At 41.1% G+C, this 16599-nt stretch carries 8 protein-coding genes; all 8 read right to left on the reverse strand.

What is annotated here, in order from left to right; genetic code table 11:
* Positions 1 to 38 precede the first annotated feature (38 nt).
* Positions 39 to 788: a hypothetical protein gene (locus FLA_RS20130; protein ID WP_076379281.1), complete on the reverse strand. Its 750-nt coding sequence runs from the start codon at positions 786 to 788 to the stop codon at positions 39 to 41.
* 28 nt (positions 789 to 816) lie between these two features.
* Positions 817 to 4308: a hypothetical protein gene (locus FLA_RS20135; protein ID WP_144264034.1), complete on the reverse strand. Its 3492-nt coding sequence runs from the start codon at positions 4306 to 4308 to the stop codon at positions 817 to 819.
* Between the two features lie 28 nt (positions 4309 to 4336).
* Positions 4337 to 4828 carry a hypothetical protein gene (locus tag FLA_RS20140; RefSeq protein WP_076379283.1) on the reverse strand — a complete coding sequence of 164 codons (492 nt, stop codon included), beginning with the start codon at positions 4826 to 4828 and terminating at the stop codon, positions 4337 to 4339.
* A 10-nt stretch (positions 4829 to 4838) separates the two neighbouring features.
* Positions 4839 to 10451 (reverse strand): PA14 domain-containing protein, encoded by a 5613-nt coding sequence (locus FLA_RS20145; protein WP_159445106.1) that lies wholly within the window; start codon positions 10449 to 10451, stop codon positions 4839 to 4841.
* 26 nt (positions 10452 to 10477) lie between these two features.
* Positions 10478 to 11587 (reverse strand): hypothetical protein, encoded by a 1110-nt coding sequence (locus tag FLA_RS20150; RefSeq protein ID WP_144264035.1) that lies wholly within the window; start codon positions 11585 to 11587, stop codon positions 10478 to 10480.
* A gap of 10 nt (positions 11588 to 11597) precedes the next feature.
* Positions 11598 to 13793, reverse strand: a complete 2196-nt coding sequence (locus FLA_RS20155; RefSeq protein ID WP_144264036.1) for a hypothetical protein — start codon at positions 13791 to 13793, stop codon at positions 11598 to 11600.
* A 677-nt stretch (positions 13794 to 14470) separates the two neighbouring features.
* Positions 14471 to 14962: a cytidine deaminase gene (locus FLA_RS20160; protein ID WP_076379287.1), complete on the reverse strand. Its 492-nt coding sequence runs from the start codon at positions 14960 to 14962 to the stop codon at positions 14471 to 14473.
* An 84-nt stretch (positions 14963 to 15046) separates the two neighbouring features.
* Positions 15047 to 16543 (reverse strand): S26 family signal peptidase, encoded by a 1497-nt coding sequence (locus FLA_RS20165; RefSeq protein WP_076379288.1) that lies wholly within the window; start codon positions 16541 to 16543, stop codon positions 15047 to 15049.
* Positions 16544 to 16599 lie beyond the last annotated feature (56 nt).

The following is a 16599-nucleotide window of genomic DNA, read 5'->3' on the forward strand; positions in this document are numbered from 1 at the left end:
ATTCCAACATGAGTTTTTATGTCTCATTTTGTTCTTTGCTATTTAGGGTTGGTGTTGTAGATAGTATATCCGGCGTATTTGCTGGCAGGCTTCTTTTCTGTATTCTCCTGCACCACAAACCGTTCGTCGGTAAAAATAGATTCATCAATAGCCGCAGTGCTGTAATCTGAATAAAGAACAGTAACCAAAGCGTCTTCTCCAGACAAACCAGACTGCTGATTTCCTCCTTCCTGTTTAGCTATTTCGCCATTTGCCAAAGCATCAGATGCTACTTCATAAATCGCCTTCTGAATATATCCACTGTTGGCAGCCACAAGGAGGGTTATCTTTTTATAGGTATGCCTGGCAGGAAACGTAATAGTCAATTGGTAATTCTTCCCATTCTCTACTGCTGTTAGCAGCAAACCATTTTTCCTGATCATGGCAGTATCTGGTAGCATTCCGGGTAAAGCGGCATTGCTTTGATTGGCTGCCGTTCTGTTGGATAAAACAATCACACTTTCTTTAGGAAACACCTGGAATACATGCCTGTCATTTGCCATATTTTCTACATTGTCCAGTACCACATAATAATTGTTTCCATGAATAACAGCACGCCCTTCCAGCGAGTCCGTTAAAATAGCAGGCGTGGCTTTAGCCGCATATTTATAATGCATATTAAAGCTTATATAACCGGCACCGCTATATGCCTGCTGTATTTTAGTGAATATCATATAAGGGTCAATATCAGCTCCCACAGCCTGTAACTGTGCTACCCACAAACCCATGAATAATAAAAATGCTTTCACCCTGATAGTATTATAATATTTTAAAATGCTAGTTCTCTTTTAACAACGCACTCCTGGTTTCTTTAATAGTAGAAATGCCGCGCGCTGTTTCTTTCTTCACCCGCACCAACGTTCCATCGTCATCATATTCATAAAAAGTCGCGTAGTTGTTTTCATCCAGTTCTGCCATCAAACGTAGCGACACCGGATCGTAGGCGAACGATTTCATATTAGCCAGGTAAGGATGAATGCGTATATCATCTACATATATATCGGCATCACCAGTAGCTTTCAGTATCACCGAAAAGCTTTTGGCAGTAGCCGGCACATCCACCACCTGCTCAAAACGCTGCCATCCTTCAATAATGTTGCCTTTGGGATAGATGATAACCGACTGTGCCGTACCATTTTCTAACCCAACAGCCAGCTCAATCTGGCTACCCGTGTAAGAAAGCCCTTTACAAGGCACAGCCTCTTTTACCCAGGCACTGAATAAAACACGCGTATTTTTAACCGGTTTAAACACAGGAAGTAAGGTGTTACTGGTAGTGCGTACTCCTTCCAACCCTTTCCCACTAGGCACACAACTATTATCCTTTAGCGTAATACTCATCTCCACATCATCACTTTCCGGTGCGTCCACAGCTGTAAGCATATTTACAACACTATCTTTAGGTATCAGCAAGGAGTATTTACCTGTATGGCTTTGGTTGGTAGTCATATAGGCAGCATACCCGCTAAAATCGAAGTGACGACCTGTTGCGCAGGCATTATCACATCTTGTAGCGAAAAAGCCATAATCTTCAAAACCCTCAAAAACACTTTCCCTATAGCGGGCATTTTGTACCACCGCTGTTGGTAATGTACCCGCATAACCATATAAACCTGCATTATACCTGCCTAATGGATCTTTATTCTCTATCTCTGCCCCCCTGTTATTAAACAAAGTACTGGCAGCATTCCAAACCCACTTGCCCTTATCAGGGTTCACATTCATTTTCTTTCCCAGGAATGACCAGAAAGAAGAAAACTCTGCGTAGGTTCCGTTTTTTCTCAAATTCACTTCCTGCAAAGGATCAGATTCTGCACGACGACTATAATATACATACGACTTATTGGTGTGCCAGTTACCCAGCATGCCTGTTAGATAAGGGTTTACGACTGTATCTGTTACTGCACTATAACAAACAGACATAAAGGGATAGATGGCAATAGGTATATCTGCCTCTATAGGATCCTGACAGGCATCAGAATTAATAACCACATGATAGGTTCCCGCACTATTAGGGCCAGCACTGAAAGAGGGCGATTCCATTTCGCTTCTAAAATAATCCGGACCTGTCCAGGTGAATTTTTTTGCTGTAGAAGGAAGATTAATAACAGAAAACTTTACCGGGTCGCCAATGCAATAACTTTGTTTATCGGAACTGGCAATTTGCGCGGTTTTTAACTCAATGATTTTAATGGTTTGTACAGAAGACGCACCACATGTGTCAGTTATCTGTACATCGTAATTCATATTGCCATATAAAATATAGGGTGTACCAGCATTATCCATGCTGTCCATACTATTAAATTCTCCCGTAGTATTGGTAGCCCAATACGGACCAGTGGCTCCTGTACCCTGGGCAGCCAATTTAAAAGTATAATTATCAGATAAACCACCTTTGCCCGTTACTCTTATCTTACCTTCATTTATCGAATCGCGGGGACACACATAACCACCCGACTTATTTACATCAACCATTACAGGATTGGGATTGTACACTAATACTGCAACATTCCCACCTTCCGTATAGGTATAGTTATTAACAAGGTTAGAAACCGCTCCTACGGTTGCATTATAGGTGCCTCCGGCGGTTATCTTCCAGGATTGCCCTGTCGGGATAGGGTTTCCCCATTGCTGCCATGGTTCCAGTTTAGTCAATTGAAAATAAACGGGATAGTTTTGTCCCTGGTAACGACATGTTCCAGAAGGCGTAACGGTTAAACCATCACATGTTCTTTCATTTTTCAGCGAAATGGTGTACTTGTACACATCATCATCTGTAACTATATCAGTCATCTCATATACACCACATTCGTCTGTTACCCGAAGAACATACTCACCCGGGTATAAAAAACGGCCACTACTATCTGCACTAATAGCTATCCCTCCCGAATTCACTTTGCTGTCATATATGGCTGATCCGTACACCCCATTACCTATTATCTCCACTTTTGTTCCTTCTTTTACTAATCCCTGTGAGGGGCTTACAAAAAAGTAACAGGCACCATCATTTCCAAATTGACCATACAATTGTCCATGACTAACATAATACCGATCTGTTTCAGGCGCCGCAATATTCAATAACTGGTTGTTAGTTACATAATAACCATCTCCTGTTTGTGTAGTAATATAATATTTACCAAACGGTAAGTTTTTTATTTTTTTACCTGGACCATAGGTATAGGCAGTATCCTTATACTCCATGCCAGTAGCAGAATCTCTCACGGTGAGATACATAGGGTAACAAAAAATATAACGATGCGGGTAATCATTCCATATATCAAATCCTGTATTGCAATTATAGCTATAAGCAGTCGTCGACCCCACCCCAAACGTAGAACTTGTTATCACAATTTCGTCGCCACAAATCGGGCGTATATGATAATAGATATTCTTGTCATACGTATCGCTTTTCTTAACCCCTTCCGGCAAATGAATTGCAGCAGCCTCTCCGAAAGGAACATAATCACTTTTGGGAATACCGTCAAGACTTACTGCATAATAAGAATTAAGGCTTCCGGTGTAACCACTCAATACTGAACCTCCGGCGTACTCTGGTTTAGTAGCATAAAAAACACTGCAATCTTCTTCGTTATTAGTTCCCGGCAATGCTATGATATAAAACATGGATGCATCAACTTTATCAATAGTATGTATAGTAACTGACATAGGCGAGGTAGCTGTTCCACATCTATCTTTTACCACTATTGAATACTCACCAGCAACCAGGCTATCAATATAAATAGGAGAGCCAAAATTGCTAAACGTAGTAGCCCCTGTATATCCCTGTGGAGCATTTACAATAACTGCCTGATAAGCCATTAAACCTTTTGTAACTGTTACAACAGCCTGTCCGTAACCGCCGCACGAAAGCGACCGCCTGCCTTCTGCAACAGTCGCTTCTACAGCCTGATAATTGCCGCCTACAGTAGCCGTGGAAGTCTGGCTGTAGGGAACACTATCGCATACTATCTGTACGGTAACCGTATGTGTACCTGGAGGCACATTCTCGAAAACGGGAGAAGGGTTAGCGGAAACATGGTAGCCGGTTCCCGTTTCAGAATCTATACTATACAGTATACTCGTAAATCTGGAAGTATTACCACCTGTTAGAGTTACTGTAATTTTTCCGGAAGCATAACATGCCGAATTTTCTACAGTTGTATAAAATCCAAAATCACATTGTGCAAAAACCGATGCCTGACCTATAAAAAGTAGCAAAGCACCCATTAATGCCTTTCTCCCTCTTGTTAGCAAATTATATACACCCATAAGTTTCTTTATTAATCGTGTTCTTCAATCAGCTTTTACGTGAATATTTATAGGCAAAATGAATCACCACATTTTTACCGGAAGCTTTTTCCTTATGAGCAAATTTTATTTGCAACTCCATCCTGTTTTCGCCGTTAGGTACATATCTATACTGGCAGGATGGGACTTGTACAGCATCGCCGCTACCCGACCCAGTATTTACATTCCAGAGTAAAAAGTCTCCGGTTTGTATAAGATACCTGCCAGGAAAACTGTTTTTAGCAACTCCCTCTATCTGCACCAGGTTGTTCTCAACAAAACGCATTACATAGGGTAATACACCTGGCACTCTATACATAGAATCTCTGGAAACCAGATTTTTTTCTCTTAAAAGCACCTTGGTGGTTAAATCATACACTTTTAAATGGACGGTATCTAATGTCCAGGTTCCGGACAACGTTAAAGACGCATTATCTGTTTGAGCAGCAGAAATGATAGAAAACCCCATCAAAAACATCACTACTATAAGTATCTTGTTCATATATAATTATTTATTGCAACAGACATTGCAGTTTTGATTTCATTTTATCTTCCACTTTCCAATCCTGCTTGTATTCCACAGCAGAAGCATTGATAATACCTGTATTTACATCAAACTGTAATTGGTACCCGCTTCCAGCCTTCACTACAGGACTATGCAACGAAGCAACCTGACCCAGTTGAGCGGCAATATTTCTTCTGCCGGAACGGATTACTTTTAAAGTAGCATCATTAGCTGTTACCGGACTTCCATCACGCCACATAAAGTAAAAGTCCTTAGGGCCACCTTTCAGTTCATTAACGTTTACTGCCCACATTTGGCCATAACTTGGATACCAGGCAAGTGTATCTTTACAACTGGTTGTATTGGCCAGATCGGTCTTTTGCCTGGAACCAATCAATATTTCATCGCCACTTGCGAAATAGACACTATCCGGTTCTGTAATTCCACTGATTATTTTTCCGCTTTTGATAAATACGTTCTTTAACGACAAATCGATATTCTGATAAGCTCCACTCATGCCTTCGTAACTCCAATGCGCAGGATAGCTGAAGGTGTAAATAGAATCTTTAAACTCGTTTTCGGTACGGTTAAGCACAGGATCGCCGGTTTCGCTATCATACAGGATGTTTTGGGTGGTAATACGGCTCCCTTTCTCCACATGAACAATGCTATCTAATATACCATATCGTTGAACAATTTTGGTAGTAGCAATAGATTTGAGAACGGTTCTGTCATGTTGAAACATATTGAGTGTACCCAATAATATAACAGGCCATACACCTGCCTGGAACATATCTCCATCAACGTTGAAATTTTTGGCAGCAGTTTCACTTAGCTCCTCCCGCATATCCATCATAATTTCAATATCCTTCCCTATCACCGATGCTGTATCAATTTTCCCATCTGGCCCAATCGTCCAAACAGTATTAGCCAGTTTTTCTTTTTCTTTCCCTGTATGCTCCGTTTTATAATAATTACTCGTTTGGCTGATTAAACTATTATTAGATGAATAGCTCGATTCCCTCTTCACTTTTCCATGCATATCGTTGAGTTCAATTTTAAACCCCTGCGATAACGCCAATAAATGACTGGACTCTATTTTTAAGAAATTAAGGATAGATGGAAAATATCGTTCCTTGTTATCTCCCAACACCGTTCTTTCTGCTACAGTAGGAAAATCGTAAGCTGTATAAAACTCCGTTTCTTCATATCCCGGAGCAGATTTCACATTTTTAGTATGAATAGATTTCACTCTCACTTTACTATACCCCACGCTCGCAGATGGAAAAAATGTTTCCCCTAAAGGTTCTTCTGCATATCCCACTGTAGTAGGTGCCATCACAGAAACAGGCTCTCCGTACTGAACGGGCATGTGAAAAGGATTTTCCTCTCCGCCAATAAATGGTTCGTAGGCAGCAACACCACTGCTTATCAACCGGTCTGTTCCATCTATTTGTTTAAGGGTTGTATACTCATATTCCTGGCCATATACCGACTCTGCATTGCCTTTGCTCATCTTTTTCCAGTTGTCGTAGATCAGCACCTTTTTCACACGCAGCCCCCCACCATATTTTTTATAGAATGGGGTATTTAAACGTACTAAAGAGCGTGCGGTATCTACCACATTGGTCCAGTTATTAGACTTTACTTTACTTTCAAATCCCCTGACCATGTCTACAATATTGGCGATTAATCCAAAAATACCTTTGATGGCATCTACAGGACCAAAATCGTCCATCACTTCCGATCCCGGGTAGGCTTTAGAAGGCAAATTCAAACGCAGGTAATTCATGGCAGCCTTGAATAAAGGACTCGCATTCGTAATACCAAAAGTGTCTATTTGAGTATGCTTTATTTTAAACCAGATATGATTGGCATCTACAAATCCATAGCCACCATCTTTATCCACATATGCATAGCAGGGTATATTTTCAAATCCTTCTCCCCAATCATCTTTAGGCATTTTTATCCGCATCCTGAAATAGATCATATCCAATCCTTCCAGGTATTTTTTAAATACCTGTTGATTACTGCTCACCGGATCGTTTACAGCCACCGTTACATAAGTATGCTCTCCTTTATTGGAATACAAAGACACTTCCGTTAATGGCAATTGAGTAGGCTGGTAGCGGGAAAGCCCCACAACGCGATACATTTGCATCGCTCTTTTATCCTGTACAAATGCATAGTCATCGCTTTCATACTGCACTTTGATACTTCCTCCTGACGGCAACCCGATAGAATCTAATGTCCAGGCTGCAGCATTATATCCCGCCAACGTACTATCCTGTAGCGCATAAGGGTATTCCTGGTTAGTAACCAGATTGCCAGCTGTAGCTCCCACATTCTGTGAAGGATCTTTAAAATTGCCCCAGCGATCAAAAGATTTTAAATTATACCCGGGGTTATTGGAATGGTAATAAAAGTTATAGGGATTTTGTTTTCCCTTATTATTGCCATTATAGCTAAACCATATCTTTTTTAAAGTAAGCTTACCTGAATATCCATTCGTAGTATCTTTTAAACGGTTAGCCCCTTTGCATAGTTCATACGAATATTCAAAATGCACTGTTTTAACAGGAGTGGCATTACTGCCATTCTTTAAGAAATCGGCTTTAGAATACAGGTTTATTTCATCCAGCTTTTTAGCCAGGTGGCGATTGCGATCTTTCACACCCCGCTGATTCACCGACAATAGATCTTCCCTGTCAGACACCTTAAAAGTAGCTATCATGTTTTTAGACACAATAGAATTGAGATACCATAATTCTTTACGGCCATAAGAATAACTGCCTTTATCATCTCTGCTATAAGACCGGAACCCTTCATTATAAGAAGCACTATCTGCCACTGCAGGTGCACGCCATTCGAAAGGCTTATCCAAACCTGCCACACGGCTATAGTTAAATTTAATGGCATCGCCCGGATCATCATCCGAAACACCATCACCCGTTAAATCAATATAATCAGGAGAAAGAATATTGGTTAACATAAAACTATGCGCATAAGAAGGCATGTCTTCTGCGTTATAATACCCTTCTTTACCCTGGTTGTTGGTAGTGGTATCATCTACACCATGCTCATATTTTACCAGTCCATCCTTTAAATTACCTCCTGCTGCATTTACAGAAAAAGTAGCATCACGCTGATAGAGATTATAAACAGGTATACCATACACATATCTTCTGCCATCCGGATTTAATACGTTGATTTGAGAAATGTGCGTAGGCTTTCTGAATGAGTTGATACGCTTTTCTATAACCAGGGAATTACTTACTGTATCCTGTAACTTCTCAGCCACATGATATAAACATTCCTTCGGTACAGTTTTATAATCACCTCCATTATAAGACCATCCCAGGTGCATAACAATGCTGCTGGCATCCTGAATATAATCGACCTTGATATTATAAAATTGCCCTTCCACCATATTCAATGGAACACTGGTATAAACACCACCAGGCTTGGTTCCTGCTATAAGCAATGAGTCATTCACATATAAGCCTGATTGGTCATCAGAAACAATCATAAATTTAAAAGTACCGGTAGCAGGTGCTTTTATCCGGCCCAACCACCTGGTACTGAATTTTTGCCTGCTTTGACCAATTACTTTGTCAAAATTCCTGTAGTCTGGACCCATCGGGTCATAGATATACGAGTAATTAGAAAAATTGATGGTTTCATCGTTGAGGGTAGCAAACAGGTTGCTAAATGTTTTATCGTTGTAGTAATACCCCATAAGTCCCTCACCGGCACCATAATTCAAATCGTTGATACTGTCCTTACAGTTATTGAGCCCGTATGTATTTAAAATATGGTTTTCTATATATTTATTTACGCCTGCAATACTCGCTTCCTGTGCCGTTAAATAAGAAATTACTTGCGCTCTTTTATCACGAACAGGCTTCACCGCACGCGATGCCGGAAGTTTTATTTCCTCAGCCAATACGCCGGATTTATTATATCTGTTCAGTATATTGGTAGCAGACAAATAGCTACCACTTTTAGCCAGCTTCACCGTTACCAGATCATCATCGCCAATAGCCTTATAAAATTCCCTGGAATTAATACTTTTTTCGCCAGGGTTCCGAAAATAGGCCGCTTCAAAATTTTTATCCGACGACTGGAATGCTACGTTTGTACGCATAGCATTAGCATCCTGCCACGGCCCGGTTTGTGTATATGCGCGGTTGAGATTAAGGTCGGCACCGCTGTGAGCTAGAGCCCCCCCACCCAGATCAATACTAGCCCGCAACGAATTATCTTTTGATTTCAAAAAGTTATCATATACATATCCTATATCGCCCCGGTAAGCCCGGAACATACCTCCCGTACCCTCCCCGGTAATAGAAAACACATCATATGTATAGGCAGGAACTGCAATGCTGGAAACAACCGGCTTTTCACTGTAGGCAATATCTTTTTCCCTGTTAAAATCAAGCAATACCGAAGGGTTGCTCATGGCTGCCTGGTAATTCAGGTAGCCATAGGCGGGAATGTACATGCGTTTATCCGCCTCTTCTATTTTTTGAGTGCTTACATAACCGGAAAGAGAAACGTTAGGGTGAATGACCCATAACTGCCCCCCTGTTTTAGCCGTAAAAGTATATTGCGTACTAGTCATGGGATATGACATAGTGGGTGTGTAGGCAGGACGTGAAAAAGAAATAAGGGAAGAACCAAGCCCACCTGAGACACTATTTTTGGGATCAGTCTTGTATTTGCTCATACCATAAGACAACTGTATGGCCTTTAATCCTGTACGGTTATTCATAGGAAATGACAATCCAAAAGAATTACTGATATCGTCTGAATTTTTCCCATGCAATTTATATTGGAAAGAAGGCGAAATGGAAAAGCCCTCCTGTGAGTTATTATTCAAATCAAGTCCTACTGTGGATTTTCCTTTTGACCCTGACGCCACACGCACACTGGCATTTAATCCCGTTTCCATGCCCCAGCCTTTATAAGTGTTATGAAAAACACCCAGGCTAAATCCCAGATCCATCGGCACATCTTTCAACTCCACATCCGCACCAGCGGTAACTCCTACTGTTTTATTTTCTTTCAGGGAAATACTTCTCCATATAGAATCCTGCTTGCCGGTAAAATCGTCAGGCAAGCCACGCATGTTACGCGTAATAGCGCCCGGGTTAATATTCCAGCCCAGTCCAACCCAGCTGGCATCCTGTTCCATAGTAATGCCACTTTGATAGAATATGTTAACAGGATAACCACCAACATCCATTAGTGGGATATTATAAGAGAAATCACCTGAAAACAGATTTACCATGTTACCAGAACCGACAGACTGGAAAGCTGACATTTCTGGCTGTGTAGGACCGCTACCGAAGTTTGCGGATGCTTCTTCCACAACCCGGTTATCAGGCGTGGCAGAAAAAGCAGGAGTATAAGTACTGTCTATTGAAACAGCATATGCATCACTTTTCTCCTTTACCCGGTTACCTGTAGCAGCAACATATCGCTGCCGGTTACTGGTGACGGTATTATTATTGTAATGCAATACAGAAGTATATCCTGCCAGCACAAACTCACTGTACATAATCACCATAAACAGAAGTGCTATACACTTCTTATAGTACGAAACAGAAACTATCATTCTAGTAATATTGGTAGTCAATTTTGTTATTTTTCTTTCCGGTAAATGAATTTGATGGTCCATTTTTCCCCTCTGGAGTTAGTAGCAGTGTACTGATAGGTATTTCCATTTTCCAGCCTGCTCGTTTTAAGCACATCCAGATCGATGAAATTGCTGCCGGTTGTCAGCACCGTAGTTCCGGAAGCGACTAAGGCATTGCCTTTATCAGATAAGTTGGTTATTTTATAAGTAAGCCTGGCATCAGAAAGCAGGTTATTATATATAAGCTTTAATGCTCCGGATGTAACAATCACACTGCCATCTTCGCCACGGCTTAATTGCACATAAGCCGCAACAGGCAAAGATGTTTCTATTTTCACAATCCCTTTTCGCGTAAAGGTTCGTACCTCACTAATAGCAATAAACTGGTTATTGTTATTAGCTATAACCCCCCAGGCATATACATTACCCGTATCTATACCTGCTGTTGCAGAGGATAAATTGTAGAATGGCTGGCGCAGACGGCTTTGATTAAACAAAGGAATATTTTGCTGTACAGCCTGTAAAGGGCTTTGATCGGGTAATACCTTTACCACTACCAGGTTGTACGATAAGTCGCCAAACAATAAAATCGGCGAAGGTGGCAACCAGGTAAACTGCGGATAGTCGGTTTCAATAGAATCTTTATCGGCCGGAGTAGTTAATATCGGAGGACTCAATGGCTGTATTTCCAGACTGATGCAATCTTCCATCAATGGTTCCGAAATATCCCCCTTCCATTTGTTAATGGTATAACACGCAGTATAACTACCAACAGGCAATAATCCTTCCGGGCGCATATCTGCACCAAAAGCGGGTGACGTATACCGGTAGTTTACCGGGCTTACATCCGCATATTTCAATTGGTGTGCTCCCTTGGTTAAAATAATACCACGGCTGATTACTGTAAGTACAGGATTATTATCAGCGGTACTTAATAAAGTTAAAGTAATATCAATGCTATAAGTTTCATTGCTGCCATTGACCAGCACCATATTCCAAAGCTGGCTTTTTTGTACAACTCCTGTTGGCGGCACCTGCAACGCCATACTTACCTGGCTTGTTGCCCGGACCGATAATGTCACCAGTACCAAAACCACTATTACCCGAAGACGCATACTTTTATATTTAGAATATTTTGAAATAGCTAAAACGACCTGTATTATTCGATACTAATTGACGATTCAGACCCGGAATAAATCCTTTTTCATAAGAAAACTGAAATTCTCCCAGTTTATTTACTTTAATAATAGCACCTGCATTCACGCCTGTTTGCCCGATATTGTAATTGGTTTGTTTATTGAATTTGACACCTCCTTCAGCAGTAAGCCATTTCAATAAATTATATTGAACGTTATTATGCAGGGTATATAAATTATAATCGGCACTTAACGATACGGTAGCGGTTGCCTGATATATTAACTGTTTAAAAAATAAAGCCTGGTTAAATAAAAAGGTGCTGCTATTGGAATAAATAAAAGCACTGTCGGACATTTTATTATAGAAGCGCGTATACATGGCAGTAGTGCTCATATTAATAGTTGCCGCTTTATAATAATGATTAGCGCTCGCCACCAATGAATAAAACATGTTCTCTATATATTCATTATCACTCAGCTTTGTTAACTGGGAACTTGGATAATATCCTACAAACAGCACCGGCCATTTAGGAATACGCAGTGTGGCCTGTACACTTTTAAATACCATATTGCTCTGATACGTTAAGTCTGTTGTTGGATTTGTGTAATCGTTCTTTTTTACAGATGCGCCCAGCATCAGCTTATTACGCATCAAAGGTTGATCTACCTTTACCATCCAGGCGTCCTGTTCTACCCCTGTTGTTATAAGGCTGAAAGACTGGAAACTTGCACCATAGTGTTTGTAAAAGCCAGACAACCTTGTGCCATAAGCTTTAATAACAGATTGAACTTTTATAGAATAAGCCTCATTAGAATGCTCATTAAAGTTTACTGCTGTTTTCAGCAGGCTTTTAGCCGCTTCGGGTCTGTTATAAAATGGAAGTGAGGATTTTGCTACTTCTGCAGTAAGATACGTCGATGGTGTTATTCTATAATTCCCCTCCAATGTAAAACCCATCAAACGATAATCGGGCTGACTGGCATTGGCAGAGCTACTATTATATAATTGCTTTTTCCCGGTGTACCAGGTAAGGATAATATTATTGCCGTTTTTCAGCCCTTTACCTACCCTTACCAGCGCAAGATATTGCCCGCGTGTGGCTTTATTTTCTACAACGTAATCTCTGAAACGATAATCAACCGTGCCAGCGGCTACGGCTATATAATAGCCAGGATTGTACTCAACCTGGCCACCTTTAATACTTACATTTTTGGCAGACAATTCTGAATAATCCACCATTGTACGCCCTATTCCAAAGCTTTTAACTGCCCAAAGTGTTTTATATCCTGCCGGCAATGCTGTATCTGGTATATTACGTGCTTTTATTTCCGCATCCAGTTCCTCTATACTTCCTGCCTGATCCAGCTTCGCATTTTTACGGCTCTGTAATGCTTCCCAACGGTTACGGCAATCTTTGTATTTTTTTTCCATTGCCATAATTTCCTGTTGCAAAGAATCCATCTTCCTTTTTTTAGCCTCCAAACTTTGTATAAATCCTGTATCAACAGCGGGTTGTTTGGGCTTCTCCACTTGTTCCTGCCCATGCTTGCCAAACCAATCACCTAAATAATCCGGCACTTTTTTAAAAGCGGGTGCATTCGGCTTTTTAAAACCTGGATCTGGTAATTCAGGAAACTCATTCTTTTTTTCCTGCACCTCCGGATACGCCATGCGCTCTTTCTGTTCAATCACCTTTTGAATAGCAGCAGAACTGTTGACAGAGCTGTTCATTTGAGAAAACTCCATCTTTTTTAATGAGATAGACCGTTGCCAGAACTGTAAAGAATCAGCTAACATATCAACAGGCCTGTATTCTTTTATCCGCTGCCTTAACCTGTTACGAAAATCATTCGTATTAAACTGCATGTTCACATCTGTAAACCGGCGTGTAAAAGAAGAGTTACTAAAACGATTGGTGAGATATATCCTTATCGGGTAATTTTTTTTGTAAGTTACATCCAGGTATGTTTGAATGGTATGGTAATACACGTCATGCTCTGCATAAGGCGTATCTATATAGGAACGGTAGTCTACATTATATAACACATTGCCGTGTATCTTCAACAATGCATCTTCTTGCTTCCCGTTTTCTCTTTCTACCCTTTGTATCCTCACTTTTTTCTGCTCCGGCAGATTAGCATAAGATGCATACCCCTCTTTACCAGCCTGCTTTGTGTTAGGCATGATAAAGACATTTTGTAAAGTATCTTTTTTTTGATGTAGTGTATCTGTGTAACCTGTGCGAAAAGCAGAATCTTTGGGAATATAATAAGGACGCGCTACAACAGCTACCTTACCGCCAGGGTTAGCCTGTTGGCCGTACAGCTTATTACATAAGCATATACCTATAATAGGAACTATGTACAGTAGCGATGTTCTCACTATGAGTATAAGGTTGAAGGTTTATTTAAGCGTTAACAGGCTGCGTTATTCTTCCAGCTATATGCAGTACACATACAAGTATACTTATCAGCATAAGGTTATACCCGGCATTTATTGCAGCAATAGAAAAAAATATTATAATTATCCGAAACAGTTTGAATAGCCAGCCGGGAATGGATCTGTGTTATTTTCACAGAATGCAATGGCAGGCAGCGGCAGTTGCATATATTTCATTACGATAAGGGTTGAAAAACTTTATAAATTTCGATAACGGTTACTAACTTTTAATAAGGAGTTTGCAGTTGTACAAACAGTTACTACCAGGCAGTAAACAAAACTAATTTTAAGGGTCGTTTCATAGTGAGTCAGGGTTTGTTATGAGTTCGTGACAAAGGTACATAAAACATCCATGGATTAACAAACCCATTTTAACACAAATGTGTAGTATAATACAGTTTATATTCTTATTAGCTCCCTCATTACTTCATATCCTCCGCCGTAAACACCAGCGGCAACAACATAGTAGCCCTGGGAATCACAAACACCTTCCCTTCCTGTCCACCCAATATCAACCGTATCCCCTGGTGGGTTCTGGTTTCATATTCAGCCAGCGCCTGGCGACAAATGCCACAAGGACTGATGGGGGAATTACTGGTGCCGTTGTGATTATGGTAGCTGATGGCCATGGTATGGATAGGCACATTAGGAAACAAAGTAGCAGCAGTAGTTAACAGTGACCGTTCGGCACAGGTTCCGGCGGGGAAGCTGGCGTTTTCCTGGTTGGTGCCGGTAATAATTTCACCATTTGATAATATTGCTGCGGCGCCTACATGGAATTTTGAGTAGGGTGCGTAGGCCATGGCAGTTACCTCCTGCGCCTTTTTTAGCAGTTGTGCGTCGTTTGGTAACAACTCATGAATAGAATTGTATTCTTCGAAATCGAAGTGATAGCGTTGTGTGTGTGTGTGCATAATTATCAGATTCTAAAGGAAAAAAAATCCTCATAGCTGGTAGCTATGAGGATTTAACAATCCTTATGATATAAAGATAAGTAATTAATGGATGCTTTTAAACAAGCGCTTCCAGCGTGGGCCACCGTTCCAGCTAAACCAGATAAGGGAAGCTTTACCTACCACATGGGTTTCTGGTACAAAACCCCAGAAGCGGCTATCCTGGCTGCGGTGACGGTTATCTCCCATCATCCAGAAATAATCCAGTTTAAAAGTATAGGTGGTAGTGGGTGTGCCATTGATCACATACTTGCCGTTGCTTTCTTCCAGTGTGTTATGCTCGTAAGTAGTGATAATACGTCTGTACAAGCCCATATTTTCCGGTGTAAGGGTTACAGTGGCGCCTTTGGCAGGTACTTTTATCGGGCCGAAGCTGTCTACATTCCAGTTATGGTACTGATCGTAAGGGAACACCTGTACCACCGGGTATGGCTCAATAGTAACACTTTTTACATTCGGCTGTTTGCGCACTTTCTCCGCTTCGGAAGGGGTCATGTTCAGGAACACATAATTGCCTTTAGGCTTGCGCAGCTGATCGCTCTCATCCAGGTTTTCAATACCCAGCTCCTGCTCTAAAAATTCAGGATTTAAAGCGGTGCTGTCGGTTTCTACACGGTAATCGATCTGTGAATCTTCCGGTACTAAAGCAGGTTGGCCATTGATATATAAAACGCCTTTGTCAATACGCAGCTCATCGCCGTGAATAGCCGTACAACGCTTAATATAGTTATCTGTTTTATCCATGGGGTGTACCAGGATAGGGTATTCATTCATCAGGGCTTCCCTGTCGCCATTATATCTTTCACGCAGCACATCATAATAAGGCACTGCCGAACCATATTCCGGTAAATTGATAATGGTATCGCCCGCCGGGAAGTTAAACACTACCACATCGTTGCGCAGTACGGGTGAAGTACCCGGCAGTCTTTTATAAGGCAGCTGTACGCTGGATATATAAGATGGTGAAGTTTTAGAGAACGGCAGCGTGTTGTGCACAAAAGGAAAACTCAGCGGCGTTTGCGGAACACGCGGACCGTAGGTCATTTTGTTTACAAACAGGAAGTCGCTTATCAGCAATGTTTTTTCCATACTACCGGTAGGAATCACATACGCTTCAAATACAAACGTGCGGATGATGGTTGCAGCTACTATGGCAAACACAGCAGCATCGATCCATTCTCTGGCAGGTGATTTTTTATACTTGGTCAATATTTCCGGACCGCCATAACGTACATCTTTGGAAAAGCCCAGGTAAGGCAGATACACAAAAGGTACAAACACGGCCAGGGCATGTTGAATTAAAGTAAACTTACCAAAATGCATTACCCAGATAATAGTGATCCAGATAGTGATAAACTGTCCCGCAATGGGAATTAACTGTAACCAGAACCAGATTTTGCGTATACCGGTTTTTTGAACAATAAGCCAGGTGTTATACAAGGGAATTAGTCCATGCACGGGGTTCAGTCCCGCTTTCTTAAACATTCCATACATTCCTATGTGCCAACCAATTATACCAACCAGGAAGATGATCCAACCCATATTTTTTAAATTAGTGGTGACAAAAATACCATTCTACAGGTATATTGGTATTGAAG

It is taken from the genome of Filimonas lacunae, from assembly GCF_002355595.1.
Classification (GTDB): domain Bacteria; phylum Bacteroidota; class Bacteroidia; order Chitinophagales; family Chitinophagaceae; genus Filimonas; species Filimonas lacunae.

What these genes read in the sequence shown, in the direction of transcription:
- FLA_RS20155 (WP_144264036.1), bottom strand. Translation starts at nt 13,793, where the DNA reads ATGCCTAACACAAAGCAGGCTGGTAAAGAGGGGTATGCATCTTATGCT.
- FLA_RS20165 (WP_076379288.1), bottom strand. Translation starts at nt 16,543, where the DNA reads ATGGGTTGGATCATCTTCCTGGTTGGTATAATTGGTTGGCACATAGGA.
- FLA_RS20150 (WP_144264035.1), bottom strand. Translation starts at nt 11,587, where the DNA reads ATGCGTCTTCGGGTAATAGTGGTTTTGGTACTGGTGACATTATCGGTC.
- FLA_RS20140 (WP_076379283.1), bottom strand. Translation starts at nt 4,828, where the DNA reads ATGAACAAGATACTTATAGTAGTGATGTTTTTGATGGGGTTTTCTATC.
- FLA_RS20135 (WP_144264034.1), bottom strand. Translation starts at nt 4,308, where the DNA reads ATGGGTGTATATAATTTGCTAACAAGAGGGAGAAAGGCATTAATGGGT.
- FLA_RS20160 (WP_076379287.1), bottom strand. Translation starts at nt 14,962, where the DNA reads ATGCACACACACACACAACGCTATCACTTCGATTTCGAAGAATACAAT.
- FLA_RS20145 (WP_159445106.1), bottom strand. Translation starts at nt 10,451, where the DNA reads ATGATAGTTTCTGTTTCGTACTATAAGAAGTGTATAGCACTTCTGTTT.